The sequence below is a fragment of the Sphingobium sp. RC1 genome (genome assembly GCF_059738765.1).
In genome coordinates, this window is sequence record NZ_AP027306.1 from 92,128 (window position 1) to 118,942 (window position 26,815).

General features: G+C 64.8%; 26 protein-coding genes. 13 read left to right on the forward strand and 13 right to left on the reverse strand.

Features of this window, described 5'->3' with window-relative positions; all coding sequences use genetic code 11:
• Position 1 precedes the first annotated feature (1 nt).
• Both purD and AC6JBC_RS00480 read left to right on the forward strand, forming a co-directional pair.
• On the forward strand, positions 2-1,279 hold the full coding sequence (purD, locus tag AC6JBC_RS00475) for a phosphoribosylamine--glycine ligase (RefSeq protein ID WP_498024776.1): 1,278 nt from the start codon (positions 2-4) through the stop codon (positions 1,277-1,279).
• A gap of 76 nt (positions 1,280-1,355) precedes the next feature.
• Positions 1,356-1,868, forward strand: a complete 513-nt coding sequence (locus tag AC6JBC_RS00480) for a helix-hairpin-helix domain-containing protein (protein ID WP_498024777.1) — start codon at positions 1,356-1,358, stop codon at positions 1,866-1,868.
• On the opposite strand, the gene AC6JBC_RS00485 is transcribed toward AC6JBC_RS00480, so the two are convergent.
• Positions 1,865-2,824: an acyltransferase family protein gene (locus AC6JBC_RS00485; protein ID WP_498024779.1), complete on the reverse strand. Its 960-nt coding sequence runs from the start codon at positions 2,822-2,824 to the stop codon at positions 1,865-1,867. The two genes, AC6JBC_RS00480 and AC6JBC_RS00485, sit on opposite strands and share 4 nt — an antisense overlap.
• Before the next feature lie 120 nt (positions 2,825-2,944).
• Here AC6JBC_RS00485 and AC6JBC_RS00490 point away from each other — a divergent pair, with 120 nt between their 5' ends.
• Positions 2,945-3,664 carry a GDSL-type esterase/lipase family protein gene (locus AC6JBC_RS00490; protein WP_498024780.1) on the forward strand — a complete coding sequence of 240 codons (720 nt, stop codon included), beginning with the start codon at positions 2,945-2,947 and terminating at the stop codon, positions 3,662-3,664.
• A 47-nt stretch (positions 3,665-3,711) separates the two neighbouring features.
• Here AC6JBC_RS00490 and AC6JBC_RS00495 read toward each other — a convergent pair whose 3' ends face one another.
• From AC6JBC_RS00495 to mutY, 4 genes are read right to left on the reverse strand one after another with little or no spacing between them, the layout of a single operon-like run.
• Positions 3,712-4,521: an inositol monophosphatase family protein gene (locus AC6JBC_RS00495; protein ID WP_498024782.1), complete on the reverse strand. Its 810-nt coding sequence runs from the start codon at positions 4,519-4,521 to the stop codon at positions 3,712-3,714.
• Positions 4,508-5,854, reverse strand: coding sequence for a TldD/PmbA family protein (locus tag AC6JBC_RS00500; protein WP_498024783.1), 1,347 nt, complete (start codon positions 5,852-5,854; stop codon positions 4,508-4,510). The genes AC6JBC_RS00495 and AC6JBC_RS00500 overlap by 14 nt, the downstream gene beginning before the upstream one ends.
• 47 nt (positions 5,855-5,901) lie before the next feature.
• A complete protein-coding gene (gene nudC / locus AC6JBC_RS00505; protein WP_498024784.1) occupies positions 5,902-6,804 on the reverse strand; it encodes an NAD(+) diphosphatase in 903 nt (300 codons plus the stop codon).
• Entirely contained in the window at positions 6,794-7,861 is a 1,068-nt protein-coding gene (gene mutY, locus AC6JBC_RS00510; protein WP_498024786.1) for an A/G-specific adenine glycosylase, read from the reverse strand. The genes nudC and mutY overlap by 11 nt, the downstream gene beginning before the upstream one ends.
• Before the next feature lie 26 nt (positions 7,862-7,887).
• Here mutY and AC6JBC_RS00515 point away from each other — a divergent pair, with 26 nt between their 5' ends.
• The 4 genes from AC6JBC_RS00515 to smc all read left to right on the forward strand — a co-directional run bounded on the left by AC6JBC_RS00515 (position 7,888) and on the right by smc (position 13,469).
• The gene (locus tag AC6JBC_RS00515) at positions 7,888-8,430 is read left to right on the forward strand and encodes a DUF721 domain-containing protein (protein WP_498024787.1); all 543 of its coding nucleotides are present in this window, start codon (positions 7,888-7,890) and stop codon (positions 8,428-8,430) included.
• A gap of 45 nt (positions 8,431-8,475) precedes the next feature.
• Positions 8,476-9,156, forward strand: a complete 681-nt coding sequence (locus AC6JBC_RS00520; RefSeq protein WP_498024789.1) for a thioredoxin domain-containing protein — start codon at positions 8,476-8,478, stop codon at positions 9,154-9,156.
• 45 nt (positions 9,157-9,201) lie between these two features.
• Positions 9,202-9,936 carry a thioredoxin domain-containing protein gene (locus AC6JBC_RS00525; protein WP_498024791.1) on the forward strand — a complete coding sequence of 245 codons (735 nt, stop codon included), beginning with the start codon at positions 9,202-9,204 and terminating at the stop codon, positions 9,934-9,936.
• A 92-nt stretch (positions 9,937-10,028) separates the two neighbouring features.
• Positions 10,029-13,469, forward strand: coding sequence for a chromosome segregation protein SMC (gene smc, locus AC6JBC_RS00530; protein WP_498025967.1), 3,441 nt, complete (start codon positions 10,029-10,031; stop codon positions 13,467-13,469).
• Between the two features lie 4 nt (positions 13,470-13,473).
• On the opposite strand, the gene AC6JBC_RS00535 is transcribed toward smc, so the two are convergent.
• Entirely contained in the window at positions 13,474-14,922 is a 1,449-nt protein-coding gene (locus AC6JBC_RS00535) for a phospholipase D-like domain-containing protein (RefSeq protein ID WP_498024792.1), read from the reverse strand.
• Positions 14,919-15,821 (reverse strand): 4-hydroxybenzoate octaprenyltransferase, encoded by a 903-nt coding sequence (ubiA, locus tag AC6JBC_RS00540; protein ID WP_498025968.1) that lies wholly within the window; start codon positions 15,819-15,821, stop codon positions 14,919-14,921. The genes AC6JBC_RS00535 and ubiA overlap by 4 nt, the downstream gene beginning before the upstream one ends.
• Before the next feature lie 87 nt (positions 15,822-15,908).
• On the opposite strand from ubiA, the gene AC6JBC_RS00545 reads away from it, so the two are divergent.
• Positions 15,909-16,655 (forward strand): 16S rRNA (uracil(1498)-N(3))-methyltransferase, encoded by a 747-nt coding sequence (locus AC6JBC_RS00545; protein WP_498024793.1) that lies wholly within the window; start codon positions 15,909-15,911, stop codon positions 16,653-16,655.
• 112 nt (positions 16,656-16,767) lie between these two features.
• The gene (locus tag AC6JBC_RS00550) at positions 16,768-18,141 is read left to right on the forward strand and encodes a glutamate--cysteine ligase (RefSeq protein ID WP_498024795.1); all 1,374 of its coding nucleotides are present in this window, start codon (positions 16,768-16,770) and stop codon (positions 18,139-18,141) included.
• Position 18,142: 1 nt separating this feature from the next.
• Here the strand turns inward: AC6JBC_RS00550 and AC6JBC_RS00555 are convergent, their stop codons facing one another.
• Genes AC6JBC_RS00555 through AC6JBC_RS00565 form a run of 3 tightly spaced genes read right to left on the reverse strand, consistent with a single transcriptional unit; the run spans position 18,143 to position 20,743 of the window.
• Positions 18,143-19,444: a methyltransferase family protein gene (locus AC6JBC_RS00555; protein ID WP_498024796.1), complete on the reverse strand. Its 1,302-nt coding sequence runs from the start codon at positions 19,442-19,444 to the stop codon at positions 18,143-18,145.
• 44 nt (positions 19,445-19,488) lie between these two features.
• The gene (locus AC6JBC_RS00560) at positions 19,489-20,127 is read right to left on the reverse strand and encodes a DUF1345 domain-containing protein (protein WP_464789219.1); all 639 of its coding nucleotides are present in this window, start codon (positions 20,125-20,127) and stop codon (positions 19,489-19,491) included.
• Between the two features lie 40 nt (positions 20,128-20,167).
• Positions 20,168-20,743, reverse strand: a complete 576-nt coding sequence (locus tag AC6JBC_RS00565) for a peptidase S14 (protein WP_498024798.1) — start codon at positions 20,741-20,743, stop codon at positions 20,168-20,170.
• 136 nt (positions 20,744-20,879) lie between these two features.
• Here AC6JBC_RS00565 and ruvA point away from each other — a divergent pair, with 136 nt between their 5' ends.
• The 3 genes from ruvA (at position 20,880) to AC6JBC_RS00580 (ending at position 24,379) form a co-directional block, all read left to right on the forward strand.
• Entirely contained in the window at positions 20,880-21,488 is a 609-nt protein-coding gene (gene ruvA / locus AC6JBC_RS00570) for a Holliday junction branch migration protein RuvA (protein ID WP_464778572.1), read from the forward strand.
• Complete coding sequence (gene ruvB, locus AC6JBC_RS00575; protein ID WP_460989146.1) at positions 21,485-22,504, forward strand: Holliday junction branch migration DNA helicase RuvB; 1,020 nt, start codon at positions 21,485-21,487, stop codon at positions 22,502-22,504. The genes ruvA and ruvB overlap by 4 nt, the downstream gene beginning before the upstream one ends.
• Positions 22,505-22,636: 132 nt before the next feature.
• Positions 22,637-24,379 (forward strand): AMP-dependent synthetase/ligase, encoded by a 1,743-nt coding sequence (locus tag AC6JBC_RS00580; protein ID WP_498025969.1) that lies wholly within the window; start codon positions 22,637-22,639, stop codon positions 24,377-24,379.
• Between the two features lie 3 nt (positions 24,380-24,382).
• Here the strand turns inward: AC6JBC_RS00580 and AC6JBC_RS00585 are convergent, their stop codons facing one another.
• The 3 genes from AC6JBC_RS00585 to AC6JBC_RS00595 are packed head-to-tail and all read right to left on the reverse strand — an operon-like array spanning position 24,383 to position 26,003.
• Positions 24,383-24,784, reverse strand: a complete 402-nt coding sequence (locus tag AC6JBC_RS00585; protein ID WP_498024799.1) for a hypothetical protein — start codon at positions 24,782-24,784, stop codon at positions 24,383-24,385.
• Positions 24,785-24,841: 57 nt separating this feature from the next.
• Positions 24,842-25,564, reverse strand: coding sequence for a hydroxyacylglutathione hydrolase (gene gloB, locus AC6JBC_RS00590; RefSeq protein ID WP_498024800.1), 723 nt, complete (start codon positions 25,562-25,564; stop codon positions 24,842-24,844).
• A 4-nt stretch (positions 25,565-25,568) separates the two neighbouring features.
• Complete coding sequence (locus AC6JBC_RS00595; protein WP_498024802.1) at positions 25,569-26,003, reverse strand: VOC family protein; 435 nt, start codon at positions 26,001-26,003, stop codon at positions 25,569-25,571.
• Between the two features lie 103 nt (positions 26,004-26,106).
• Between AC6JBC_RS00595 and AC6JBC_RS00600 the strand changes: the two genes are divergently transcribed.
• Positions 26,107-26,811, forward strand: coding sequence for an SIMPL domain-containing protein (locus tag AC6JBC_RS00600; RefSeq protein WP_464771599.1), 705 nt, complete (start codon positions 26,107-26,109; stop codon positions 26,809-26,811).
• Positions 26,812-26,815 lie beyond the last annotated feature (4 nt).

The window sequence follows — 26,815 nt, forward strand, 5'->3', positions numbered from 1 at the left end:
AATGAACATCCTTCTGTTGGGCAGCGGTGGCCGCGAACATGCTTTGGCCTGGAAGCTGGCGCAATCGCCTTCGCTCAAGACCCTTTATGCAACGCCGGGCAATCCGGGCATAGCCCAGCATGCGACATTGGTCGACCTGGATGCCACGGATCATCGCGCGGTGGTGGATTTCTGCCTGCGCCATGCGATCGGGCTGGTGGTGATCGGGCCGGAAGCGCCACTGGTCGACGGGTTGGCCGACAATTTGCGGGTCAAAGGCTATCCGGTGTTTGGGCCGGGCAAGAAGGCGGCGCAACTGGAAGGGTCCAAGGGCTTCACCAAGGATCTGTGCAAGCGCGCGAACATTCCGACCGCCGCCTATGAGCGCACCCACAGCAAGGATGGCGCGATCGCGGCGCTTGGCGACTTTGGCCTGCCGGTGGTGATCAAGGCCGATGGTCTGGCAGCGGGCAAGGGCGTGATTATTGCGGAGACGCGCGATCAGGCCGTCGAAGCGATCGAGGACATGTTCTCCGGCGCATTTGGCGCGGCAGGCGCGGAAGTAGTCTTGGAAGAGTTTATGACGGGCGAAGAGGCGAGCTTCTTCGCGCTCACCGATGGGAGCGCCATCCTGCCCTTTGGCTCCGCGCAGGACCATAAGCGCGTGGGTGACGGCGATACCGGACCCAATACCGGCGGCATGGGCGCTTATAGCCCCGCGCGGGTGCTGACGCCCGAGCTGGAAGCGGAAGTCATCGAGAAGATCATCCGGCCGACCGTCGAGACGCTGGCTGCCGAGGGGACGCCTTATTCAGGCGTGCTTTATGCGGGACTGATGCTGACCGATGAGGGGCCGAAGCTGATCGAATATAATGCGCGTTTCGGCGACCCGGAATGCCAGGTGTTGATGATGCGGTTCGACGGCGATCTGGTCGAGCTGTTGCTGGCGGTGGCGCAGGAACGGCTGGCGGAGCAGGGGCCTGTAAAGCTGGCTGACCGCACCGCGTTGACCGTTGTGATGGCGGCGAATGGCTATCCGGGCACGCCGGAAAAGGGCGGCGCGATCGGCGGTATCGAAGCCGCGGAATCTGGCGGCGCGCGGGTGTTTCACGCAGGAACGGCGGACCAGGATGGCGTGTTGGTCGCCAATGGCGGCCGGGTGCTGAACGTCACGGCCAGCGGCAGCAGCGTGGGCGAGGCGCAGGCAGCGGCCTATCGCGCAGTGGACGCCATCGACTTTCCGACCGGATTTTGCCGCCGCGATATTGGCTGGCGAGAAGTTGAGCGTGAGGGGCGCTGAGACCGTCCAACGCAGGCTCTTGCCCATTGTGCGCCAGCGCCCTTAGATAAGAGCCTGAAAAACGGGAGGGAGCGTGATGCAGGAATTTTTCATGGACTATGGCCTGTGGCTGTTGATTGGGTTGTTGGTCCTGATCGGCGTCGTATTCCTGCTGGCGGGGCGCAAGACGCCCATCGACAACGCCCCGGCCGAGCGTGCCCCCGTGGTGGAACGGCAAGAGCCGCCAGTAGCGCCCCCCGCCGCAGAACCGGTGGTCGTTGCGCCCACGACAATCGCGGCTGAGCCTCAGCCTGTAGTCGCGCCGACACCGCCAGTTGCGGCTGCTCCGGCAGTAGCGCCCGCATCGGATGCGCGTGACAATCTGCTGAGATTGAAGGGAGTCGGCCCCAAGCTCAACCAGTTGCTGATCGAACTTGGCGTAACCCGCTATGCGCAAATCGCCAGTTGGAGCGACGCCGACATCGCGGCGATCGATACGAAGCTCGGTACTTTCAAGGGTCGGCCGGTGCGCGACCAATGGGTTGATCAGGCGAAATATCTCGCCGCCGACGATATTGCCGGGTTCGAGGCAAAATACGGCAAGCTTTAGGGCGTTGCGAGTGCCGGTGTGGGAGCAGTCTGTTGGGTGCGCTGCTTCATGGGAGTCGCTCCCAACAACAGCGCGGCAAGCCTGTTGCGCGCGGCAAAGCGGCTGCCGATTGCCAGCAGCAGGATGGAAAGCGCCAACGTTGCGAAGGGACCGATCCCGGTAAGGATCATCGATCCCATCAGCAGCGGGTGCCAAAGGTAGAAAAAGAGGCTGTTGCGGCCAATCGCGTTTAAAGGAAGCACTTCAAGCCTGACTGCCGTCGTGAGCGGCAGCAGCGCGATGAGACCAAGGCACATCAGCAGGCGTGCGGGAACATAGGCCAATTCCCAACCGCTGCGATAAAGCCCGGACCACCAGGCGAGGCCCAGACCGCAGAGCAGCAGGGTGGGAGCCAGGAAACGGCGCGGCAAAGCAGTCTGCGCAAGCGTCATCCCGAAGAAGAAATAGACTGGGTAGCGCAGGAAGCGGCTATCGGGCGCGAAGAGACCGTCGAAGATGGGACCATGACCCAGGCCGAACGCATACATGATGGTCAGACTGCAAGGCGCGCTGAGGGCGAGCAGTATCAGTGGCGAGAAGGGCAACATCCAGGTCATAAGGATGAGGAAGAAGAGAATAGGGACGTACCAAAGATGGAAAGGCGGACGGAGCAGCACGTCGAAAGGCGTGGTCCATGACATGAGCCATTGGCTGGAAATCAGATAGATAATGGTCGCGACAAGCCAGGGCAGCAGCATGCGCCGTCCATAACGGGACAGGAGCTCGGTAAAACCACCGCCGCGAATGCGGGCGACATTCAGGAGGTAGCCGGAAATGCCAAGCATCAACGGCATACGAAATCCCGATCCTACCCACAGAATAAGACCATGAGCGCCGACCAGTTCCATGGCGTGACCAGCCATGACGAGCAACATGAGCACGCCCTTGGCCAGGTCGATCGATGGATTCTTCGTCACGCTATTTCCCGTACGCCCCAATCGGAACGATGCCGTCACGAGCCTTGCCGCTTAGTTAACACCGATTGTTTTCCTGCTTTTCATGGACGAAAAATGCTCTACCTATAACTTTCGATGGGGATGGGCGCTCTTGAGCGGCTGGAAAAGTCGCGGGCTGCAAAGGCGGTGATGGCGGTGGCCGTCTTCTGCCTGATCTTCGGTGGCTGGACTGCTTTTCAGCATTATCGCGATGCGAGCGCCGGTCTGCCCGACGCGCCACCCCGGGCGGAAGGCTGCGCGCTCTGGTTCATCGGCAGTTCCTCAATCCGCCGCTGGACCAGCCTGGAACGGGACATGGCGCCGTGGGTCACCTATAATCGCGGCATTGATGATACTGGCTTTGGCGAAATCGTACCGCGCTTCGCCAATGTACGGGGCGAGGCAAGGCCCGCCGCTATCATCCTCTACGCTGGCGAAAATGACATTGCGCGCGACGTGCCAGTCCGGAAAGTGGTGCGCAATCTGGCCGCCTTTCTGGAACTGCGCCGCCAGATAATGGGCGATGTGCCGGTGCTGGTGCTGTCGATGAAGCCGAGTCCTGGCCGCTGGACTCACTTCCCGGCGCAGCAACTGTATAATGCAGCGGCCCAGCGGCTGCTGCCCCGGATGCGGCAGGCCTATTATGTCGATATTACCTCGCCGCTGCTGACCAATGGCAGGACGGGCGATAATTACCGGCCCGATGGCGTCCATATGAACCCGGCGGGCTATCATATCTGGGCACGGGTTGTGCGCCAACGGCTGGGTGAGGCGTTGCCCGCAGGGGTGGTGAAGCGCTGCGATCCGGGAACGCCGTTTTAAGCTGGTCCTATCAACACCCGTTCTCCCTGAGTCCGGACGAGGTTAGTTTAACGGACGATGCTCGGATCGCGCAGCAGTTCGCGGGCGCGGGGGGCGAGGCGCTGCGTCGCTGCTTCATGGATGCCGGGGGCTGTGCATAGCAGGCCGAAGGCGGTGGGATCCGGGCGGTTGAAGGACAGGGGGACGCCGAGCGCGTCGGTGACGGTCGCGCCTGCTTCCTGCGCGATGAGGGCGGCGGCGGCGACGTCCCACTCATTGCCCCAGCGGACGGTGGCGACGATGTCGGCTTCGTCGGCGGCGACCATCGCCATGCGCAGCGCGATGCTGTTGGGCTTATGCACGGCGATGAGGTCGCGGTCGTGGCGGGGCAGTTGGTCGGCGGGGACACGCGCGCCGGGCAGGATCATGCGGGAGCCTGCTTGCAGCGTGCGGCCGTTGCGGGCGGCGCCCTGCCCTGCCTGAGCCAGCCACAATTCGTTGCGCGCGGGGGCGGCGAGGATGCCTATGCGCACCGCGCCATGTTCGACCAGCGCGACCGAGACGGCCCAGCCCGGACGGCCGCGCAAATAGTCGCGGGTGCCGTCGATCGGATCGACCACCCACACGCGGGCAAGGTCGAGGCGGTGGACGGTGTCGGCGGTTTCTTCCGACAACCATCCGGCGGTGGGATCGATGACGCTCAGGCTCTGGCGGAGCATTTCGTCGATTTCGAGGTCTACCTCGCACACAGGATGGCCGGGAACCTTTTCCCATTGGCGCACCTGCGTCTGGCCGCCCGCCCAGAGGGTAAGCGCCCGGTCGGCCGCGTCCGATACCGCGCCGACGAGCGCGCGCAGATCGATCTCAGCCCCCGGCAACGGTCATCCCGTCGATGCGAATGGTGGGCACATTCATGCCATAGCGGAATACAAGGTCGTTCGCCGGGACGAGGGCGCGCAACATGTCCTTCAGATGGCTGGCGATGGTGATTTCAGAGACCGGGCGGGTGATCACGCCATCCTCGATCAGGAAGCCAGCAGCGCCGCGGCTATAATCGCCGGTGACGCCGTTCACGCCCATGCCGATCAGTTCGGTGACATAGAGGCCACGCTTTATGTCCGCCATCAAGGCGGCAGGAGAGACGTCACCCGGTTCCATATGCGCATTGGTTACGCCCGCGCCGGGCGCGCCGCTGCCGCCCCGGCTGGCATGGCCGGTGGGCTGGAGGCCAAGCTGGCGGGCGGAAGCGCTTTCCATCAGCCAGCCCGTCAGCACGCCCGCATCGATCAGGGCACGGCGGGCGACCGGCAGCCCCTCTCCGTCGAAGGGGCGCGAGCGCATTCCGCGCGGACGAAGCGGATCGTCGATGATGGTGATGGCGCTATCGAACAGCTTCTCCCCGAGGGAATCGAGCAGGAAGCTGGAGCGGCGGGCGATGGCGGGGCCGACGATGCCGCCGATCAGATGGCCGAGCAGGCTGGAGCCGATGCGCGGGTCGAAAAGGATGGGAAGGACGCCGCTTTCCAGTTTGGCGGGGTTGAGGCGGGCAACGGCGCGCTCCCCCGCACGGGCGCCGATCGTCGCGGCATCATCGAGATCAACCAGATGGCGGACGCTGTGGCTGGCATGGTCCCGCTGCATGTCCGCCCCAGTGCCTGCGAGGACGCTGGCCCAAGTCGAATGGCTGGTGCCCGCATAGGCACCGGCAAAGCCGTGGCTGGTGGCGAGCGCGACCTGGCTGCGGCCGTTGGATGCGCCGCCGCCTTCGCTGTTGGTAACGCCGGAAACGGCGCGGGCGGCTTCCTCGACAACGAGGGCGCGCTCGCGCAGTTTCGCGGGTTCAGGTTCACTCGGATCGGCAAGGTCTAGTGCGGGCAAGGCGCCGCGGAGCAGCCGATCTTCGGGCGCAAGGCCCGCATAGGGATCTTCCGGCGCCTCCCGCGCCATGGCAATGGAGCGGTCGACCAGCGTGCTCAAGGTCGTGGGATTCATGTCCGACGCGGCGATGCTGGCGGAGCGCTGGCCGACAAAGACACGCAGGCCGATTTCTTCGCCCTCCGATCGCTCCACATCCTCCAGCGCGCCAAGGCGCACCGCAACCGTGGTCGAGGCATTGCAGGCATAGATGGCGTCGGCCGCGTCAGCCCCGGCCCTGCGTGCCGCCGTCACCAGATCCTGCGCGCGGGACTGGGCTTCTTCAAGGCTGAGCATGGGTGCGGGGCGTTCCTGCTGAGGGGTGAGGCGTCAGGCCATGGGCCTTACGCGCTTGAGCCCGGCTGGGCAACCTGCGCATCGGCCCAGTGCTTGAGGACATGGTGAGCGACGGCCATCGGCGGAGGCGGGGTGAAGGGTGCGTCCGCATCCCCCGCCAATGCCGCGCGAACTCCGGCCGCGTCGCACCAAAGGGCATGCTGAATCTCGGTCTCGTCCAGCGTGAGCGCATCATCGTCAGCCTGCGCAATGCAGGCGATCATCAGCGACGAAGGGAAAGGCCATGGCTGGCTCATCACATAGCGGACGGAACGAACGGTGATGCCCGCTTCCTCCTTGATCTCGCGCATGACGGCTTCCTCAAGGGTTTCGCCCGGTTCCACGAAACCCGCGAGCGCGGAGTAGAGGCCCTGCGGCCAGCTATGCTGCCGTCCAACCAGCACGCGGCCGTCATATTCGGCCAGCATGATGACGACCGGATCGACGCGGGGGAAATGTTCCGCATCGCAGGCGCCGCAGCGACGCGCCCAGCCCGCCTTTTCCGGCCGAGTGCGCGATCCGCAGACGGAGCAGAAGGGATGGCGGCCATGCCAGTGGACGAGGCTGCGCGCAGCTCCGTAAAGGGCGACTTCATCGGCGGGCACTTCAGCAACGATGGCGTGGCTGCGGCCGCTGGGGGCGAAGTTGCCGCCATCTTCCTCGATCAGGCGGACGAACAGCGGGCGCTGCCCTTCATCAAGGCCGAGAAGGAGGTAATCTTCGGCCCGAGCGTCGGCAGGCAACGGCTCCATCAGCAGATGGCCGTCCTGCGTGACCGGATCGAGCCCGTCGAGGACGAGGTAGCGGGCCTCGGCGTTTGCAAAAGCCTGCGCCGCAAGGTCCGGGTTCACGCGGATTTGATCGGCGCGGTCCAGACGGCCACCTGCATAGCTGGGCTGGTCAGGGAACATAGGCGTCACTCTCCTTCATCGCTGCTTGCGCCGCACGGCGGAACAGGGTGGGGAGACCCGCCTCGTCTATGCGGGCGAGCGGCCACCATTCGCCCTCGCCGACGGGCATGCTTTCCTTTGCCACATGAGCGACATGAACGGTCAAGGCCAGCGAGAAATGCGTGAACACATGGGCGACGGGTTCCGGCAGCGTTTTCCACGATACCGCAAGCGGCGGCGCGGCGCCGGGCGTGTCGCTCCAGTCGGAAGAAGGAAGCGCGCGCATGCCGCCGAGCAGGCCCTTGGCCGGGCGGCGGATCAGCCAGACATGGTCGTCCGCCCGCTCGATCCACCAGCTATGGCCGATGCGGTGCGGTTTCGCCTTCTTCGCGGCCTTGACCGGGAAGGCAGCGGGATCGGCCGTGCGGAAGGCGGCGCAATCCTGCCGCAGTGGGCAGATGCCGCAGGCGGGGTTGCGAGATGTGCAGATGGTCGCGCCAAGATCCATCATCGCCTGCGCGAAATCGCCAGCACGGGCATCGGGCGTGATGCTGTCCGCAGCGGCGCGGATGGCGGGACGGGCAGCGGGCAGCGGCGTGTCGATGGCGAACAGGCGGGCGACAACGCGCTCCACATTGGCGTCCACCACTACGGCGCGGCGGCCGAACGCGATGGCGGCGACGGCGGCAGCAGTATAGGCACCGACGCCCGGGAGGGCGCGCAATCCTTCTTCATTATCCGGGAAAATGCCGCCATGCTGGTCCGTCACCGCGCGGGCGCAGGCAAGCAGGTTGCGGGCGCGGGCATAATAGCCAAGGCCCGCCCACGCCGCCATGACATCCGCATCCTCTGCCTGCGCGAGCGCTCCGACCGTCGGCCAGCGATCGGTGAACTTCGCGAAATAGGGGCCGACGGCTGCGACGGTCGTCTGCTGGAGCATGACCTCCGACAGCCAGACTCGATAGGGGTCGGCGGCATTCGCGCCCGGCGGGGCGCGCCATGGCAGGCGGCGGGCATGGACGTCATAATGTCCGAGCAGATCTGCTGCGATTTTCATGAGGTTCCGCTCGACGTCCATGGCTGCGCTATGCCATTAAGCGGAGCATGACGGAACGGCCCGCGACACCCAAATTGAAAAGCCGCGCGCAAGCGGCAACGGAGCGGCCTCGCGTCGGCGGCCCACGCCAGATTGCCGACTTGATGCCGCAGATCGGCGCAGCGGCTTTCCGCAAGTTCGGCTTTGTCCAGTCAAGCATCGTGACCCGTTGGGCCGAGATTGTGGGGCAGCATTATGCGGAGATTTCCGCGCCCGAATCGATCCGCTTTCCAGTGGGTAAGAAGGCGGGTGGAACATTGCAGCTGACGGTGATGAGCGGCCATGCGCCGATGATCCAGCATGTGCTCCCCGACATCATCGATCGGGTGAACCGCTTCTTTGGCTATGCCGCCGTGGCGAAGGTCGCGATGAAGCAGGGCGAAGTGCACGGTTCCACGCCCGAACGCCGCCCGCCGCCGCGTAATTTAAGGCCGGTGCCGGTGGAACTTGGCGATTCGCTGCGCGACATTGGCGACCCCGAATTGCGCGCCGTTCTGGAGTCTCTCGCGCAGGGGCTTGTCAATTCCAATGGTTTGCCGAAAATCAGCTGAACCGTTCAATTGCCGTACAGGGGCGGCGCTTCATTGGAAGAACGCATGACGAAATCGCGCTTGCTAATCCTTGGCCTCCTCGCATTGATCACCCTCCCCGGCGCGCTGATCGCCGCGCCCGCCGTCAACTGGACGACACGGGTCGCGCTGTCGCCCATTGGGGGACATGTGATGGGCAACCCGGCCGCGCCGACCAAGCTGGTAGAATATGTAAGCTATACCTGCTCGCACTGCGCACATTTCGTGGGTGAGGCGAGCGCGCCGCTGAAAGCCGATTATGTGAAGGGCGGCAAGGTGAGCGTGGAAGCGCGCAATGCGGTGCGTGACAAATATGACCTGACGGCGGCGCTGCTGGCGCGATGCGGCGGGCCTAAACGCTTCTTTGGCAATCATGAGGCGCTGTTTGCAAATCAGGACGCCTGGATGGAGCAGTTGCAGGCCTATGACCGTGGCGCGGCCAAACCATCCGAACAGATCGCCCTGTTGCGCGACATCGGGCGCAATACGGGCCTTTACACATTGATGGGCAAGCGCGGCTTCACGCCTGCGCAGCTTGACGCCTGCATCGCCAATCCAGCGGCGATGAAGCAGATATTGGCGATGACCGACGAGGCGTGGAACAAGGTGAAGATTGGCGGCACGCCGGGCTTCACCATCAACGGGACGCGCGTGGACGGATCGAGCTGGGCCAGCTTGCGCGACGCATTGCCCGCCGCCGCACAGTAAACTAAACCCCTGATCCTGATGCCCGAGCAACGGAGCCTGCACACAGTGAAAGCCATTACCGGACTTGCCCTTATCGCCCTCTCGCTGTCCCTTTCCGCCTGCGGGAAAAAGGACGCGGCCAACAACTCGTCCGCAGAACCGGTCGCTGCTGTTGCTGCCCCTGCCGGGACCAGCTGGTCCGGCACAGTGACCCAAACGCCCGAAGGCGGGTTCGTCATGGGCAACCCGCAGGCGAAGGTGAAGCTGATCGAATATGGGTCCTATACCTGCAGCCATTGCCGCGATTTTTCGGCGGAGGCTTCGGAAGAGATCCGCAAGATCGTGGACACCGGCAAGATGAGTTTCGAGTTCCGCAACTTCGTGCGTGATCCGATCGATATTTCCACGTCGCTGCTGGCCCGTTGCGGCGGCAAGGACGTCTTCTATCCGCTGAGCGAGCAATTCTTCGCCAACCAGAATGCCATGTTCGAAAAGGCGCAGTCGCTGGGCGACGCCAAATATCAGGCGTTGATGAGCGCACCGCCTGCGCAGCGTTTCGGCAATCTGGCCGCCGCCGTCGGGCTGGTCGACTTTGCCAAGCAGCGTGGGATTGCCGAGGATAAGACTAAGCAGTGCCTGGCCGATACTGCCGCCGCCGAAAAGCTGGCCAAGGGCGTCGAGGCGGCGAACAATCAATATAAGATCGAGGGTACGCCGACCTTCATCCTGAATGATGTGAAGATCGACAATGTCGCAACCTGGGCGACTTTGCAGCCCAAGCTCAAGGAAGCGGGTATCTGATTGGCTCAAGGGGGGCGGACATTTTCGATGAGTTTGCCCGCTGAAGGCGGGGCGGCATGGCGCTGCCCCGGCAATTGGCCCGGTGGCTGGCCATGCAGATAAAGCGCCTCAAGCTTTCCGGCTTCAAGAGCTTCGTCGATCCGACGGAGATGCGGATCGAGCCCGGCCTCACCGGGATCGTGGGGCCGAACGGCTGCGGCAAGTCCAACCTGCTGGAAGCGATCCGTTGGGTGATGGGCGAATCCAGCGCCAAATCCATGCGCGGCGCAGGCATGGAAGATGTGATCTTCGCGGGTACGTCTACCCGGCCGCAACGCGACTTTGCCGAAGTGTCGTTGCAGACCGTGCAGGAACAGGGCGAGCTGTTCAACGCGGTCGAGGTGGGCGCGGATGGCGAGTTGGAAGTCACCCGCCGGATCGAACGCGGGGCGGGCAGCGCCTATCGCGCGAACGGCCGCGATGTGCGGGCGAAGGACATCGCGCTGATCTTCGCCGATGCGGCCACCGGGCCGCACAGCCCGGCGCTGGTGAGCCAGGGGCGGATCGCCGCCGTTATCGCGGCGCGGCCACAGGAACGGCGCGCGATGCTGGAGGAAGCGGCGGGTATTTCCGGGCTGCATGTCCGGCGCAAGGATGCCGAGCAGAAGCTGCGCGCGGCTGAGGCCAATCTTATGCGGCTGGACGAGATCCTGACCGACATGGAGGCGCGGGCGAGCAGCCTGCGGCGACAGGCCAAGGCGGCCGAGCGCTACATCAAGCTGTCCGAACAGATCAGGGTGGCCGAAGGGCGCGTGATCTTCGCCCGCTGGCGTGAGGCGGCGGCGAGTGCGGATGCCGCGCGCAAGGAAGCGGTCGAGGCGGGCAGCGCGGTCGGCGTGGCGCAAGAGGCGCAGGCGGCTGCGGCGGCGCATGCCAATGCGGCGGTGGACGCGCTGGCGTCCCGGCGCGCGGCAGCGCAGGCGGCGCGGGATGAGGCGAACGAGACAGGGCACCGGCTCGCCGCGCTGAAGGCCGAACGCGATGGCGTCGTGCGGCGGCTGCATGATCTGGCGCAGCAGGCCGAGAGGCTGGAGGACGACCGGGCGCGCGAAGGCACGCTGGCCAATGACGCGGCCGAGGCGATTGCGCGGCTTACGGCCGAGATTTCTGCGCTGAAGAACCGGATTGCCGAGACCGAAGCAATGCGGCCGGACTTTGCCGGGCGGATTGCGCGGGCAGAGGACGCCGCGCGCGACGCCGAGCTGGAGCTGGCCAAGGCGATGGCGCGGCAGGCAGGCGAGCAGGCCGAGCTGCGCGTGGCTGAAGCGGCGCTGGCGGCGGCGCGGAGCCGTTTGGAACGGGCGGAGCGTGAGGCGGCGCGGCTGGAAGCGGAAGCGGGCGCCCTGCCCGATGCGGCGCCGCTGGAGGCGAAGCGAAGCGAGGCGCTGGCGGGCCAGGCGCAGGCCGGGTTGGATCGGGATGCAGCCGAGGCGGCGATCGGGCAGGCGGAAACGGCGCGGCAGGCGGCGGCCGATGCGCGCGCGGCGGCCGAAGCGGCGCTATCCTCCGCACGGGCGGGACTGGCGGCGCTGGATAGCGAGGCGGCGGCGCTCAAGCGGGCGGTCGAGAGCGGGAGCGGGCGCGAGCGAGCGCTGGACCGGTTGAAGGCTGCGCCAGGATTTGAGCGGGCTTTGGCGGCGGCGCTGGGGGACGACCTGGAAGCGCCGGTCGGCACGCAGGGCACGCGGCGCTGGGCGGGCGCGGCGGCGTTGGAGAGCGATCCGGCCTTGCCCGCTGGATGCGTCGCGCTGGCCGATCATGTGAGCGCACCTGCCGAACTGGCGCGGCGGCTGGCACAGGTGGCGGTTGCCGATACCGATGAGGGGCAGGCACTGGCGGTCGGGCAGCGGCTGGTGACCAAGGACGGGCAGTTACGGCGGTGGGACGGCTATGTGGCGGCCGAAGGTGGCGCTGCGGCGGCCGAGCGGCTGATCCGGCTCAACCGGCTGGAGGCGATTGCGGCGGCGCGGCCGACGGCGGAGGCAGAGGTCGAGGCGGCTCGCGCGGCGCAGGATGAAGCGGCGGGCCGGGAACGGGCTGCGGCGGAAGCGCTGGCAGCTGCACGGACGCAGCTTGGCGCGGCCGACCAGCGGTTGCGGGCGGCGCTGCGCGCGGCAGATGAAGCGGCGACGGCGCTGGAGCGGCTTTCCGGGCGGCGGGAGGCTATCGAGGAGCGGTTGGCGGAAGCGCGCGCGGATCTGGGCACGGCGGGGGCCGAGCATGACAAGGCGGATGCGGCGCGCATGGCTGTGCCGGATGGCGCCGGGACGCGGACGCTGGTGGCATCGCTAAGCCAAGCGAGCGAGAAGGCCCGCATGGCGGTCAGCCAGTTGCAGGCGGATCAGGCGTTGGCCGACCGGGCTTTGGGAAGCGACCGGGAACGCATGGCGGCGGCTGATGCGGAAGCCAAGGGCTGGCGCGCGCGCGCGGGCGAGGCGGCGAAGCGGATTGCGGCCATGGTGGAGCGTGGCGAGGCGATTGCATCCGAACGCGATGGACTGGCGGATCAGCCCGAAACGCTGGCCGCGACGATCGCCGCCCTGTCCGAGCAAGGCGCAGGCCTGGCGGAAGCGGCCGAAGCGGCGCGGCGGGCGGAGAGCGAGGCTGAGGCCGCGCTGCGGATCGCCGAGGAACGGGCCGCGCAGACCGGCGAAGTGCTGGCACAGGCGCGCGAACGGCGAGCGACTGCTGCGGCACGGGCCGAGGCGGCGGACGAGAAGCGCGCCGAGACCAACCGTCTGTCGGGCGAACGCTTCGAATGCCCGCCTCCCGTGCTGCCCGAAAAGCTGGGCTTTGCCAGCGCGGAAATCCGGATCGCGCAGAGTGAGCAGGGCGAACATGACCGCCTTTCCGCCGAGCGGGAGCGGATCGGGCCGGTCAATCTGGTGGCTGCGCAGGAGCTGGAGGACCTGGAAGCGACCCAGGCAACGAGCCGGGCCGAAAGCGAGGAGCTAAGCCAAGCGATCAACCGGCTGCGCGGATCAATCGGCAGCCTTAACCGCGAAGGGCGGCAGCGGCTGCTCGCCGCGTTCGAGGCGGTCGATGGGCATTTCCGGCGGCTGTTTACGACATTGTTCAACGGCGGGCAGGCGCATCTGGAGTTGATCGACAGCGACGATCCGTTGGAGGCGGGGCTGGAGATCATGGCGCAGCCGCCGGGCAAGAAGCTGGCCGCGCTGACTTTGCTTTCCGGCGGTGAGCAGGCGCTGACGGCGGTGGCCCTGATCTTTGGCCTGTTCCTGACCAACCCGGCGCCGATCTGCGTGCTGGACGAGGTCGATGCGCCGCTGGACGATGCCAATGTCGAGCGGTTCTGCGATTTGCTGGACGTCATGGTGGGGCAGACCGACACCCGCTATCTGATCGTCAGCCATAATGCGGTGACGATGGCGCGGATGCACCGCCTGTTCGGCGTGACGATGGTCGAACGCGGGGTGAGCCGCCTCGTTTCCGTCAATCTGGGGGGTGCCGAAGCGCTGCTGGCCGCCGAATAGCGGTTCAGCGCTTCTTGCGCATTCGCCTGAACAGACTGCGTTCGGCAACAGGTTCGAACATCTCCTCAGGACCTTCGGGGTCGAGCACCTCATTGTCGGCCAGCCAGGCCTGCACCTCGTTGAGGTTGGGCGTCACATAGGGGCGCAGGGTGCGGCCAGGCTTGTCGCGCAGCTGCTCGATCGCGGCGATCAGCCCGCGCTCGGCGATCACGGCGGATACCCGTTCGAGGGGCAGGTCCAGATGTTCGGCGATCAGATCGTCGCGGATGCCGAGGATCGTCGCTTCCCGCCCGGCATTTGCGGGCAAGGCCAGGTCGATCGTCACGTCGCATTCGGTATCAAGCCGCATCGAGCGGTTGTTCATGTTGGACGAGCCCACGCGCACGGTTCGGTCATCCACGATCATGATCTTGGCATGGACGTAAATGGGCTCGCCGCGCATGGTGAAGGGATGGTAGATGCGCAGCTTGCCGTATGTGTCGCGGGCGCGCAGGGCCTCGTACAGGCGCGCGCGGGCAGTATCCATCGCCTGCTGTTCGAGCCAGCCATCGGCCTGTTCCGGATTGATGATGACGATATCCGGCCCATCGGGATCGCCCAGCCGCGCGGCGATTGCCTCCGCAATGCGGCGGGAGGCGAAATACTGGCTTTCGGCGTAGATGGTCCGCTTCGCCGATGCGATCTGGTTGAGATAGAGTCGCTCAATCTCTCGCAACGGCTGCTGGTCATCCATTTCCGGCGCGGATCGGGAGATGGCGATATCCACATTTTCGAACTGCACCGGCAGCGCATCTGGCCAGCAATCATGCTCGCCGAAGACCGGCTCCAGATCGCCACCGCCAGCCCCCTTCCACCGGGCGCGGGCATGGTCACCCAGCACCATCGCGACATCGCCCTGCAAGGCAGTCGTCGCGTCATGCCATGGCCCATAGGCGGAACCGTCCGGATGGCGGCGGCCCGGGTCCTCATCACGATGATGGCGTGTGTCCCATCGGTCCCCGGTCATGTCGATGCCGCCGCAGAAGGCGAAACAATCGTCGATCACGACGATCTTCTGATGATGCGAGGCCGCTGGCGGATGGTGACTGTCGAGCTTCACCTGGATACGCTTGTGCGCCATCCATTTGACGGTGGTGAAGAGGTTCGACGGCTGCACCATCGACTTCATCGCGCCGATGTCCCAGCGGAGCAGGAAGATTTCCAGTTCGGGCTTCTGCGCGACGAGCCAGCTGATGAAATCGCCGATGATGACCGGCGCACCGTCCTTGGCCTCATCCTCGCGGACCAGGCTGATGGCGGCGTCGAAATCCCAGCCGATGAGCATGATGCGCCGCTTGGCCTTGAGCATCGCTGCACGGGCGTGGCGGAAATAGCAGTCGGCATCGATGATGACACTGGCCTTGGCGGCGCGGGCTATGCGCCAGCAATCCTCGCCCTCTTGCGGCATGCTCATGCGCTGCCCACGACGAGGCAGCCGAGGAACATCAAAAGCCCGGCGAACCGGTTCGAGCGGAATTTGGTGAGCGGATCGGCGCCATCCTCCTTGAGCGTCCCAACCTGCCAGAAAAGATGAGCCGCCATCGGCAGCAAGGCGGCAAGAGCAAGCCATTGCGGCCGCACCTGCCAGAGAGCGGCAGCCCAGAGGGAAAGGGCGAGCAGATAGCAGAGTGTCACGCCGCCGCGCACATGGCGGCCCATCGACAAGGCGCTCGACCCGATACCGATCAACGCGTCATCCTCCCGGTCCTGCAATGCATAGATGGTATCATAACCAACAACCCAGAAGATTGTGCCTGCATAGAGCAGCAACCCGGCCGCGGTGAGCGCGCCCATGACCTCGCTCCAGCCGACGAGCGCCGCCCAGGAGAAGACGAGGCCGAGCCAGAGTTGGGGCCACCCGGTGATCCGCTTCATGAAAGGATAGGCGGCGACGAGCGCGAGACTGCCGAGCGAAACGACTTGCGCATAAGGGCGCAGTTGCAGCAGGACAACCAAGCCGATGAGGCAAAGAAGGAGGAGCCATGTCCAGGCGGTACGCAGGGAAAGAGCGCCGCTGGCGAGCGGGCGGGCAGCGGTGCGGGCGACTTCCCGGTCGAGATCGCGATCGACGATGTCGTTGAAGACGCAGCCAGCCCCACGCATGGCGATGCTGCCGAGCAGGAGCCAGAGGATGAGCGGCCAGCGCTCCCCTGCCCCGCCCGCCAAAACCACCGCCCAGGCGCCGGGCCAGAAGAGCAGCCACCAGCCGATCGGACGATCGAGCCGAGCCAGCAGCGCAAGCGCGCGGGGCGTCGCGGGCAAGCGCGCGAGCAGGCCGCGGGCCTCGCTGTCTGGGACTATACTGTCAATCAACGTCACGCTCGCTTGTCGAAGGGCCGTTCTTCCTCTTTAGAGAAGTAGAGGGCTTCGACAAGCTCAGCCCGAACGGAGCATTGGCATATGACCGCAACCCCTGCCTGGCCGCCGCAAAGCGCGCCACGCCTGCATGTCGAAACGCAGTTAGGCGACGGCGTGGCCGTGCCGGTCGATGGCAACCCGGCCCATTATCTGATCAGCGTCATGCGGGTGAAGCCGGACGACATCGTCCTGCTGTTCGATGGCAGGTCCGGCGAATGGGCCGCGCGAGTGCGGGACATGCGCAAGCGCGATCTGGTGTTGGAATGCATTAGCCAGACCAAGGCTCCCGAAGAGGTGCCGGATTTCTGGCTATGTTGCGCGCCGATCAAGAAAGGCCGCATCGACCTGATCGCGGAAAAGGCGTGTGAGTTGGGGGTTGCGAAGCTGCAACCGGTGCTGACACGGCGCGCGGTGGTGGACAAGCTGAACCTCGACCGGCTGCACGCCCATCTGGTCGAGGCGGCCGAACAGTGCGGGCGGACGGCGCTGCCTGAGTTGGGCGCTATGGTGAAACTGGACGCTTTGTTGCGGGACTGGCCCGGCGAGCGCTGGCTGTTCTTTGCGGACGAGACGGGCGGGGCGCCGCTGGTGGAAACATTGCGGGCGCATCAGGGTGCGGCGGCGTTCCTGATCGGGCCGGAGGGCGGCTTCGACCCGGCAGAGCGGGAGGCGATCCGGGCCGTGACGAAGGCGGTGCCGGTGTCTTTGGGGCCACGCATATTGCGGGCGGAAACGGCGGCGATCGCCGCGACGTCGGCGTGGATGACGCTGAACGGCGACTGGCGATAGGATAGCTGTTCCAGTTGCAATCCGAAATGGGATTGCAGCCCCGGTGGACGCAACCTATTTGTCCCCCGCGCGCTGTCGATTGACGCGCAAGGGGGACAGGCTAAGGCGGGGCATGAGCACGAGAACCGACTCCGGGGGAATCGATCCCGTCATCGAAAGCCGCGACCAGCTGATCGTGGCCTTTTCCAAAGGCGCCAAGCCCAAGGATCGCTGGCGTATCGGCACCGAGCATGAGAAGTTCGTCTATTCCAGGACGGATCATCATGCGCCGTCCTACAGCGAGCAGGGCGGCATCCACACGCTGCTGATCGGCCTCACCCGCTATGGCTGGAGCCCGGTGTTCGAGGGCGATAACATCATCGCCCTGTCCGGAGCCGATGGAACGGTCAGCCTGGAACCGGCGGGACAGCTGGAACTGTCCGGGGCGCCGCTGGAAAATCTTCACCAGACTTGCGCGGAAACGCACCGGCACCTGGAACAGGTCAAATATGTCGGCGATATGCTCGGCCTCGGCTTCCTGAGCCTGGGCATGTGGCCGGACAAGACACGCGACGAATTGCCCGTGATGCCCAAGGGGCGCTACGATATCATGCTGCGGCACATGCCGCGCGTAGGCACGATGGGCCTCGACATGATGCTGCGAACCTGCACCATCCAGACGAACCTCGACTATGGCAGCGAGGCGGACATGGTGCAGAAGTTCCGCGTCAGCCTGGCGCTGCAGCCGTTGGCGACGGCGTTGTTCGCCAATTCACCCTTTACCGAAGGCAAGCCCAACGGCTTCCTGTCCTATCGCAGCCATATCTGGTCGGATACCGACCCGCACCGCACGGGCATGCTGCCCTTCGTGTTCGAGGACGGCTTTGGCTATGAGCGGTACGCCGACTATGCGCTCGATGTGCCGATGTACTTCGTTTACCGCGATGGCCGCTATATCGACGCGGCTGGCCTCAGCTTCCGCGACTTTCTGGACGGCAAGCTTTCCATTCTGCCGGGTGAGAAGCCGACGGAGAAGGATTGGGAAGATCATCTTTCGACCGCCTTCCCGGAAGTGCGATTGAAGAGCTTCCTTGAAATGCGCGGGGCCGATGGCGGACGCGCGGATCGCATCACCGCCCTCCCCGCTTTCTGGGTTGGCCTGCTCTATGATCAGGGCGCGCTAGATGCCGCTTGGGATTTGGTGAAGGACTGGACCCTGGAGGACCGCCAAACGCTGCGCGACGCCGCGCCGAAGTTGGCGCTGAATGCGCCATTGCCGGGCGGGCGCAAGCTGCGCGACATCGCGGCGGAAGTGCTGGATATCAGCCGCAGCGGGCTGAGGGCGCGGGCACGGCTGAACGATATCGGCGACAATGAAACGGGCTATCTGGCACCGCTGGACGAGATCGTGGCGGCCGGGCGGACGCATGCCGAAGATATGCTCGAGCGCTATCATGGCGAATGGGCAGGCGACCTTTCCCGCGTGTATGACGAGGAAAGCTTCTGAACTATTCCGCTGGCGTCAGGGCCGGTTGATCCTTGCGCCTGCGGCCCGTTGCCCAGGCGAAGAAGCGTGGGACGGGCGCGTTGCGCTCCATCCATTCGCTGTAGTCGCGATAGGCGGGATCAGTCGAGAGGTGGGCTTCTTCCGTCCGGGCGCGCCAATAATAGACGGCGTTGGTCGCCGCCAGCATCGCGCAATTGCGCACCATGTCGGTGAGGCTTCCCGAAACCGTGAGGAAGGGCAGCGCCGAAAACCACCAGAAGAGATTCTTTGACAGATAGGCGGGATGCCGCGTCCAGCGATACGGCCCATGGGTCAGGATGCCGCGATGGGTGAGGTTGGAAAAGCGGATGCCGAACACCACCGTCGCCCAGGCATAGATTGCGGTAAGCAGGACAAGCCAGCCGCCAACTATCCATTGCAAGGTCGCATGTCCCTGCGTCCAGACGTCCCATTCCGCGCCGCCTGCGTGATAGTCGAGCGGTCCCCCTGAACCCATCAGCACGAAGGGCGGGTAGCAGATCAGCGCTGCCACCCAACCGGTCAGCAACGGATTGGCCGAACGTATGTGGGAATCGAGCGGCTTGCAGGTCAGCAAATAGCCGACCGTCGCCATGCAGACATCGATCATGAACATGACCGCGATCAGGAATGCGGCAAGGTTCACCGGATTGGAGAAGGCATGATCCAACCGCCAGTCCACCACGCTGGCAAAATTGCCCGGCACGATGGAGAGCATGAAGGCAAGGAAGAAGCCTTTGACCGCCCATGCACGGGCATGATTGGCGACCTGCGCCATGTCGGGCGCGCCCGCTGCTCCGCCTACGACCCATTGTCCGAAGGCATGGGTGGCGTCGCGGGGTTCGACCAGTCGCCGGTCCAGCCAGACGACATAGGGAACCGAGAACAACACAAGCCAAGGGGCCGCGCCCATGAACAGGTTCATGGAATAATGATAATTCCCGCTCCAGTACCAGCGGGCGAGACAGTAGAAAATCGCGATCGCCAGCCATGTTGCCCAGAGGCCAGCAATCTTGACGAGGCTGATGTCGAGGACGGCGCGCCATGGCCGGGGGGGCGCCTGCCAGTCGATACCGGTCGATGCATTGCGATGGACCTTGTCCACCAGCAGCGACCACAAGATCATCGGCAGCCCGCAGGCGATCACCGCCGCGAAACCCGCATTGGGGCCGTTCATCCCATAATGGCGCGCCACCATTGCCCAAAGTGCGAGCCCCGCCAGTCCGGCGAAGCCTACGCCATGGCTGACGGCAGAGGACGGACAAGGATCGGCAGCGGAAGACATGCCTGGCTTATGCCGGGAAATGGTAAGCAAGCCGTGAAGCCGCCTCAGACGCCGCCCAGCACATTGATGGTGAAGGCCAGAATGCCGAGGTTGAACAGGAACGCTGCAAGGCAATGCGCGGTCACCACCTGACGCATGGATGTGCCGGTCACCGTGACATCGGAGGTCTGGAAGGTCATTCCGAGGGTGAAGGCGAAATAGAGAAAATCGCTGTATCCGGGCTCCTTCGTACCCGGGAAGTCGATGCCCTGCTGATCCTTCCCACGCGGATCGGCGAGGTAGAAGAGATGCGCATAATGCATCGCATAGACGAGGTTGGAAAAGAGCCAGGCAAGCGCCAGCGTCACCAGCAACAGCGCGACGGCCGCTGCGTTGGGGCCGCCATGCTGGCTGACGGCTGCTCCCACCGCGACCAGCACCACCAGCGAGACAATGCCGGTCAGGAGCAGCATCAGGCGGCGATTGGCATCATTTTCCTGCGCGGTCCGGCGCATGCGATCGGGGTCGGCTTTCAGAAGCGGCGCGGCTGCGGCGATGAAGGCGAGAGAGGCGCAGTCGAACCCTGCCATCACCGCCTGATGCCAGGGCATCATCAAGCCGAACGGCAAGGCGGTCGCCAGCAGCACTAGGAACATGCCGTAACGCCAGGGAAAAACCGGAGAGCGGGTGGAGGAAGACTTCATCCGCCCAGAAAGCCGCAAAATGACGAAGCTGGCAAGCGGATCAGAGCACCGCCGCCACCAGACCAAGCGTCGCGGCTTCATTTGCTTCGAGATACCAGTTTTCCGGTGCGCGTTTCAGCACTTCGTCAAGCGAGATGCTGGAGCCCAGGATCAGGTTGGAAAAGCCTTCATTCTGGATGGCAATGGACGCCTCAATCTCGTTCAACGCGGCCCTTAGCGGTGCGATGCAGGTGGACAGCGGACCTTGAAGGTGGATGTCCTTGGTGATGAGCCGTTCATGGATCATCACCCGCGTGCCACGCGTGAGGTAGCGGTTTTCCTTGGCGAAAAAGCCCATGAAGGTCGCGCCCGCCGAATAGACGGCGGTCTTTCCCAGAAACACCAGCCGCCGCGCGGCGCCGAGTTCCGAATGAAAGCGGATATCCTCCCCCATCATCCGCGCGATTTCCGGGTCCCCGCCAAGCGTCGAAACTTCTGTCACCACCAGCCCGTCGTAAGGCGCCGCTGCCAGCGCGTCCTTGAAGTACAGATACATGGACTGATCGACGGGACCGGAGAGGCGGATGGCGGGACAGGCGAAGTCCTGAGGAGAAAGCAAAGGCGCTTGCGTCGGCATCAATGGGTTCCTGTTAGATTAGGGATCGGGCTGCACTACGTCCGGCGCGGGAATTGGTGCCAAGGCAGGCGCGCTTTTGACTGGCGCTATCCTTGAGAGGCTGTAAAGAACAGATCATGACCAAAGGGTGCGGGGCATGATCGCGAAACTCAAAGGGCGGCTGGATAGCACGGGCACCGACCATGCGATCATCGACGTGGGGGGCGTGGGCTATCTCGTCGGCGCATCCTCGCGAACCTTGTCGGCGCTGGGACCGGTAGGCGAAGCGGTGACGGTGCATACCGAAATGCTGGTGTCGGAGGATTCGATCCGACTGGTCGGCTTTGCACGCGGCGAAGAACGTGACTGGTTCCGCTTGCTGATTGGCGTGCAAGGCGTGGGATCGCGGGTGGCGCTGGCGATATTGTCGGCGCTTGAACCGGCCGAACTGCATCGCGCGGTGGCGACCGGGGACAAGGCAATGGTCGCGCGCGCCAATGGCGTCGGCCCGAAGCTGGCGCTGCGGATCGTCAATGAACTGAAGGACAAGATCGGCGCGGCGCCGGGCGCTGGCGGCGTGTTGGGCGCGGGCATTGCGCCTGTCATGGCCGGGGGGCTGGGAGCGGATGCGATTTCTGCGCTCCAGAATTTGGGCTTCAAGCCTGCGGAGGCGAGCAGCGCTGTCGCTGCTGCGGAAGAAGAGCTGGGCGATAGCGCAACCCTGGACGCGCTGGTGCGGCTGGCGCTGCGGAAGGCGGCCAAGTGAGCGAGGAACGGCTGATCGCCTCCACGCGCCGGGCGGAGGATGTGGATGCTGCCCTGCGGCCCAAATCCCTGACCGAGTTCATCGGGCAAGAGGCTGCGCGCGGCAATTTGCGGGTCTTTATCGAGGCAGCAAAGCAGCGTGGCGATGCGCTGGATCATGTGCTGTTTTTCGGCCCCCCGGGCCTCGGCAAGACGACGCTGGCGCAGATCGTCGCCAAGGAAATGGGCGTCGGCTTCCGCGCAACGTCAGGGCCTGTGATCGCCAAATCCGGGGATCTGGCGGCGCTGCTCACCAATCTGGATGAGGGCGACGTCCTGTTCGTGGACGAGATCCACCGGCTGAATCCCGCAGTCGAGGAGGTTCTCTATCCCGCAATGGAGGACCGCGCGCTTGACCTGATGATCGGCGAGGGTCCTTCGGCGCGGTCGGTGCGGATAGACCTGCCCCGCTTTACCCTGGTAGGCGCAACAACACGGCAAGGACTGCTGACGACGCCGCTGCGTGACCGCTTCGGCATTCCGGTGCGGCTGCAATTCTACACGGTCGAGGAACTGGAGCTGGTGGTGCGGCGCGCGGCGCGGTTGCTCGACCTTGGTATCACCTCCGACGGGGCGATCGAGATTGCCCGGCGATCGCGCGGGACGCCGCGCATTGCCGGGCGGCTGCTGCGGCGGGTGCGCGACTTTGCGAATGTCGCGGGCGTCGAGGCGGTGGATGCCAAGGCGGCGGACGCGGCGCTCAGTCGGCTCGAGGTCGACCAGCTGGGCTTGGACCTGATGGACCGCCGTTACCTGATGATGATCGCCGACATCTATCGCGGGGGGCCGGTCGGGGTCGAGACGCTAGCGGCCGGATTATCAGAGCCGCGCGACACGATCGAAGAGGTGATCGAACCCTATCTGATCCAGCTTGGCCTTATCGCCCGCACGGCGCGGGGCCGCTGCCTGAATGGGCCGGGCTGGAAGCATCTGGGGCTCAATCCTCCCGCCGGATTACAGGACGGGCTGTTCGACTGAAAAATGCGTGACCGCTACGGCAAGGCGCGGCTATAGCGTCGACAAGGAGCGGATGCGCGCATCGGACGCGCTCTTGAATCAAGGAGTTGCGCTGCTTTGCGGGCGATCGAACAGTATCCCAATCTGGTGACCATGTTCTTTGCCCGCGCAAAGGAAATGGGCGACCTCCCCTTCCTGTGGCGCAAGACGGCTGGCGGGTGGCAATCGCTCAGCTGGACCGAGGTGGCGTTGCAGGTGGCAGGGCTCGCCACCGCGCTCAAGGCGCAAGGGCTGAAGCCAGGCGACCCGGTCATGCTGGTAAGCGAGAACCGCCCCGAATTTTGCATCGCCGACCTTGCCATCATGGCGGCGGGATGCGTGACGGTGCCGACATACACCACCAACACCACGCGCGATCATCAGCACATCCTGACAGACAGCGGCGCCCGCGCGGTGATCGTGTCGACGGCCAAACTGGCCCAGACGCTGATGCCCGCCGTATTGCGATCGCAAGCGAGCTTCATCATCGGCATGGAACCGCTCCGGGGCGCGCAGGGCGATCTGTCCTGCCATCTGTGGGCCGACATGGTCGCGTCCCGCATCGCCGATCCCGACGCCTGCGCCGCCGAACAGACCGCCGGGCGGAATGACCTCGCCTGCATCATCTACACCAGCGGCACGGGTGGTGCGCCACGCGGCGTCATGCAGCATCATGGCGCGATCTTGTGCAATATCGAAGGCGCAGGCAGGCTGGTGGCGGAGGATTTCGGCTGGGGGGATGAAGTATTCCTGTCTTTCCTGCCGCTCAGCCACGCTTATGAACATAGCGGCGGCCAGTTCCTGCCGATCATGCTCGCGGGGCAGATCTATTATGCGGAAGGGCTGGAGAAGCTCGCCAGCAACATAGAGGAAGCGCGGCCGACGATCATGGTCGTCGTGCCCCGCCTGTTCGAGGTGCTGCGCGCCCGGATCATCAAGTCGATCGAGAAGCAGGGCAAGTTCCCCGCCTGGCTGCTGGCGCAAGCGCTGCGGATCGCGGCGAAGGAGCAGAGGGGTGATGGGTCGATCGCAGACCTGCCGATGAAGCTGCTGCTGAACCGGACGCTCAAGCCCAAGATCGCCAAGCGCTTTGGCGGGCGGATGAAGGCACTGGTGTCGGGCGGCGCGCCGCTCAATCCCGATGTCGGCCTGTTCTTCGATGCGATGGGGCTGACGCTGTTGCAGGGCTATGGCCAGACCGAGGCCGGGCCGGTGGTCAGCTGCAACCGACCGAGCGCGGGCATCGCCATGGACACGGTCGGCCCGCCGCTGGATGGCGTCGAGGTCAGGATCGCCGATGATGGCGAAATATTGGTGCGCGGCGAACTGGTGATGCAGGGCTATTGGCGCAATGCTGCCGAGACTGAAAAGGCGCTGAAGGACGGTTGGCTGCATACCGGCGACATTGGCGAGATCGATGGCAAGGGGCGCATTCGCATCACCGACCGCAAGAAGGACCTGATCGTCAATGACAAGGGCGACAATGTGTCGCCGCAAAAGGTCGAAGGCATGCTGACGCTACAACCTGAGGTCGGTCAGGCCATGGTCTATGGCGACCGGCGACCGCATCTGGTGGGGCTGCTGGTGCCCGACGCCGAGTGGACGCGCGAATGGGCGGGGGCGCACGGCCTTGACGCGGACAACACCGCATCCAACGCCGCCTATCAGGCAGCGTTAAGGGCGGCGGTCGATCGGGTGAATGAAGACCTGTCCGTGACAGAGCGGGTCCGGCGCATCATCCTGGCGGACGAACCCTTCACCATCCAAAATGGCGAGATGACGCCATCCATGAAGATCCGCCGCCACGTGATCAAGGCGCGCTATCAAGAGCGGCTGGACGCGCTCTACAAGGGCTGACGGTCAGCGGCCGGGGGTGCGGTAGGGCGTGAAAGAGCCGAGCGCGCAGCCGCCGCTGATCGACCCGGTGACCAGATCGGCGCTCCGCGCAATGTCGCCGCGACAATATTGCGAGCCTGTCGGCTTGATGATCAACGTATCGCCCCTCCCCAACCCGGTGCAACTGCCGATCAGGTCATTGCGATAGATGAGGCGGCCGCTCACCCGGTACAGCAACACGCTTTCACTGACAGCGGTGAGGCTGGAGCCCGGATAGCGGCTCACGCAGTTGACTGGCTCGCCCGCGACTTTGCCGTCCAGTGCGGCCTCAAGCCGGGCTGCCTGCTTTTCCGTAAGGCGCGGGGGCTCGCTACCGCCTGCGCACGCTGCCAGCATCAGTGGCATCAGACATATGGATGCACGCATGGCAATCCTCCTGCACATCTCTCCATAAAAGGAGACGTTGGCGTAACGCCCGAACCGTTAGGCGGTATCCTTGGCCGTTCGGCGGCGAGCCAGTTCGGCGGCGTCGCTCGCGCGCATGAAGATATTGGTCGCACGCTCCAGCCCGATGGTCGTGGGCACGGTGGCCTCACCCCGTCCGCGTGCGGCATCGACCTGCGCCATGCGGGCGGCCAGCGCCTCATTGTCCGGCTCGATCGTCAGGGCGAAACGGCCATTGCTCTGTGTATATTCATGGGCGCAATAGACCATCGTGTCGTCCGGCAGTGCCGCGAGGCGGGTCATGTTGGCGAACATCTGATCCGCCGTCCCTTCGAACAGCCGCCCGCAGCCCATGGCGAACAACGTGTCGCCCACGAAAATGATGTGATCGTCCGCCAAATGATAGGCGATATGACCTGCCGTATGGGCGGGCACCTCCATTACGGTGGCGACATGATCGCCGATGCGAACCTTGTCCCCTTCCCCCACTTTGCGGTCAAGCGAGCCGATCTTGACCGCCTCTGCGGTCGGCCCGGTGATCAGGCAGCCAGTCGCCGCCTTGATCTCCGCGTTGCCGCCCACATGATCGCCATGCCAGTGCGTGTTCCAGATCTGGCTGATGGTCCAGCCCCGCTCGGCCGCCTCTGCCAGCACAGGGTCCGCCACCGCCGGGTCGATCACCACGGTCTCGCCACTGGCATCATCATGCAGCAGCCAGACATAATTGTCGGACAGCACCGGTATGCGGACAACGCTCAGCATGGGCTTACCAGACGCCGGTATTGGGCATGGACGCCCAGGGTTCGGCCGGATCGAGATAACCGTCCTGCAATAACTCTATCGAAATATTGTCGGGCGTGCGGACAAAGGCCATGTGGCCGTCGCGCGGGGGGCGGTTGATGGTGACGCCAGCATCCATCAGACGCCGGCAAACCTCGTAGATATTATCGACGCGATAGGCGAGATGGCCGAAATTCCGACCCTCGCCGTAGCTTTCCGCTGGCCTGCCATCTTCCGGTGGCCAATTGTAGGTCAGCTCCACCTGAGCATCCTCATCCCCCGGCGCGGCCAGGAAAACGAGCGTGTAGCGCCCATTTTCATTGTCGAAGCGTTTCTGCTCCTCCAGCCCCAACAGCTTGAAGAAAGCGACCGTGCGGTCAACGTCAGTCACGCGGATCATTGTATGCAGATATTTGGTCAAGCGGTCGCTCCGTTCGTCACTATCAAGCAACGGTTCATCTCGGCAATGGCAGGAATGATCTCAAGATAGGGCGGCGCAGGCATGGATGGAAGAGGAGACGCGAATGGCAATCGAGTATCGCGACAAGGTGCTGCTGGGCTGTGCCGGGTTGCTGGCGCTGGGGCTGGTCAGTGGCGGCTATCTGCTGGGTGACGGGCTGAAGCGCGCGAAGGCTGCGGACCGGTCGGTCACAGTTAGGGGCCTGGCGGAACGCAATGTCACGGCCGACCTTGCAACCTGGTCGATCAGCTACGCCGCGACCGGTTTCGACCTGCCCGCCGTGCGCGCCGAGATCGACAACAACACACGAGAGCTGAAAGCCTATTTCACGAGCCTCGGCTTCAAGCCGGAGGCGCTGACCCCCACGGGCGCGGGCGTGAATCAATATATCAATAATGGCGTGAACACGATCACGATCACTCAGCGCATGTTGTTGCGCACGACCGACATCGCACGCGCCCAGAAAGCCGTCGCGCAGCAGTTCGACCTGGTCCGCCGGGGCGTCACGCTCCAGGAAGGGTCAGGCATGCGTTACAGCTTCACAAAGCTCAACGACGTCAAGCCGCCCATGGTGGCCGCCGCGACCCGCGATGCCCGCGCCGCAGCCGAGCAATTCGCACGCGACAGCGGGGCGAGCGTCGGGGCCATCAAGAGCGCCACCCAGGGCTATTTTTCCATCGATCCACGCGATGGAGAGGCGGACGGATCGAGCGACACGCCCTACAAGAAGGTCCGCGTGGTCACGACCGTCGACTTCTACCTTAAATAGGCGG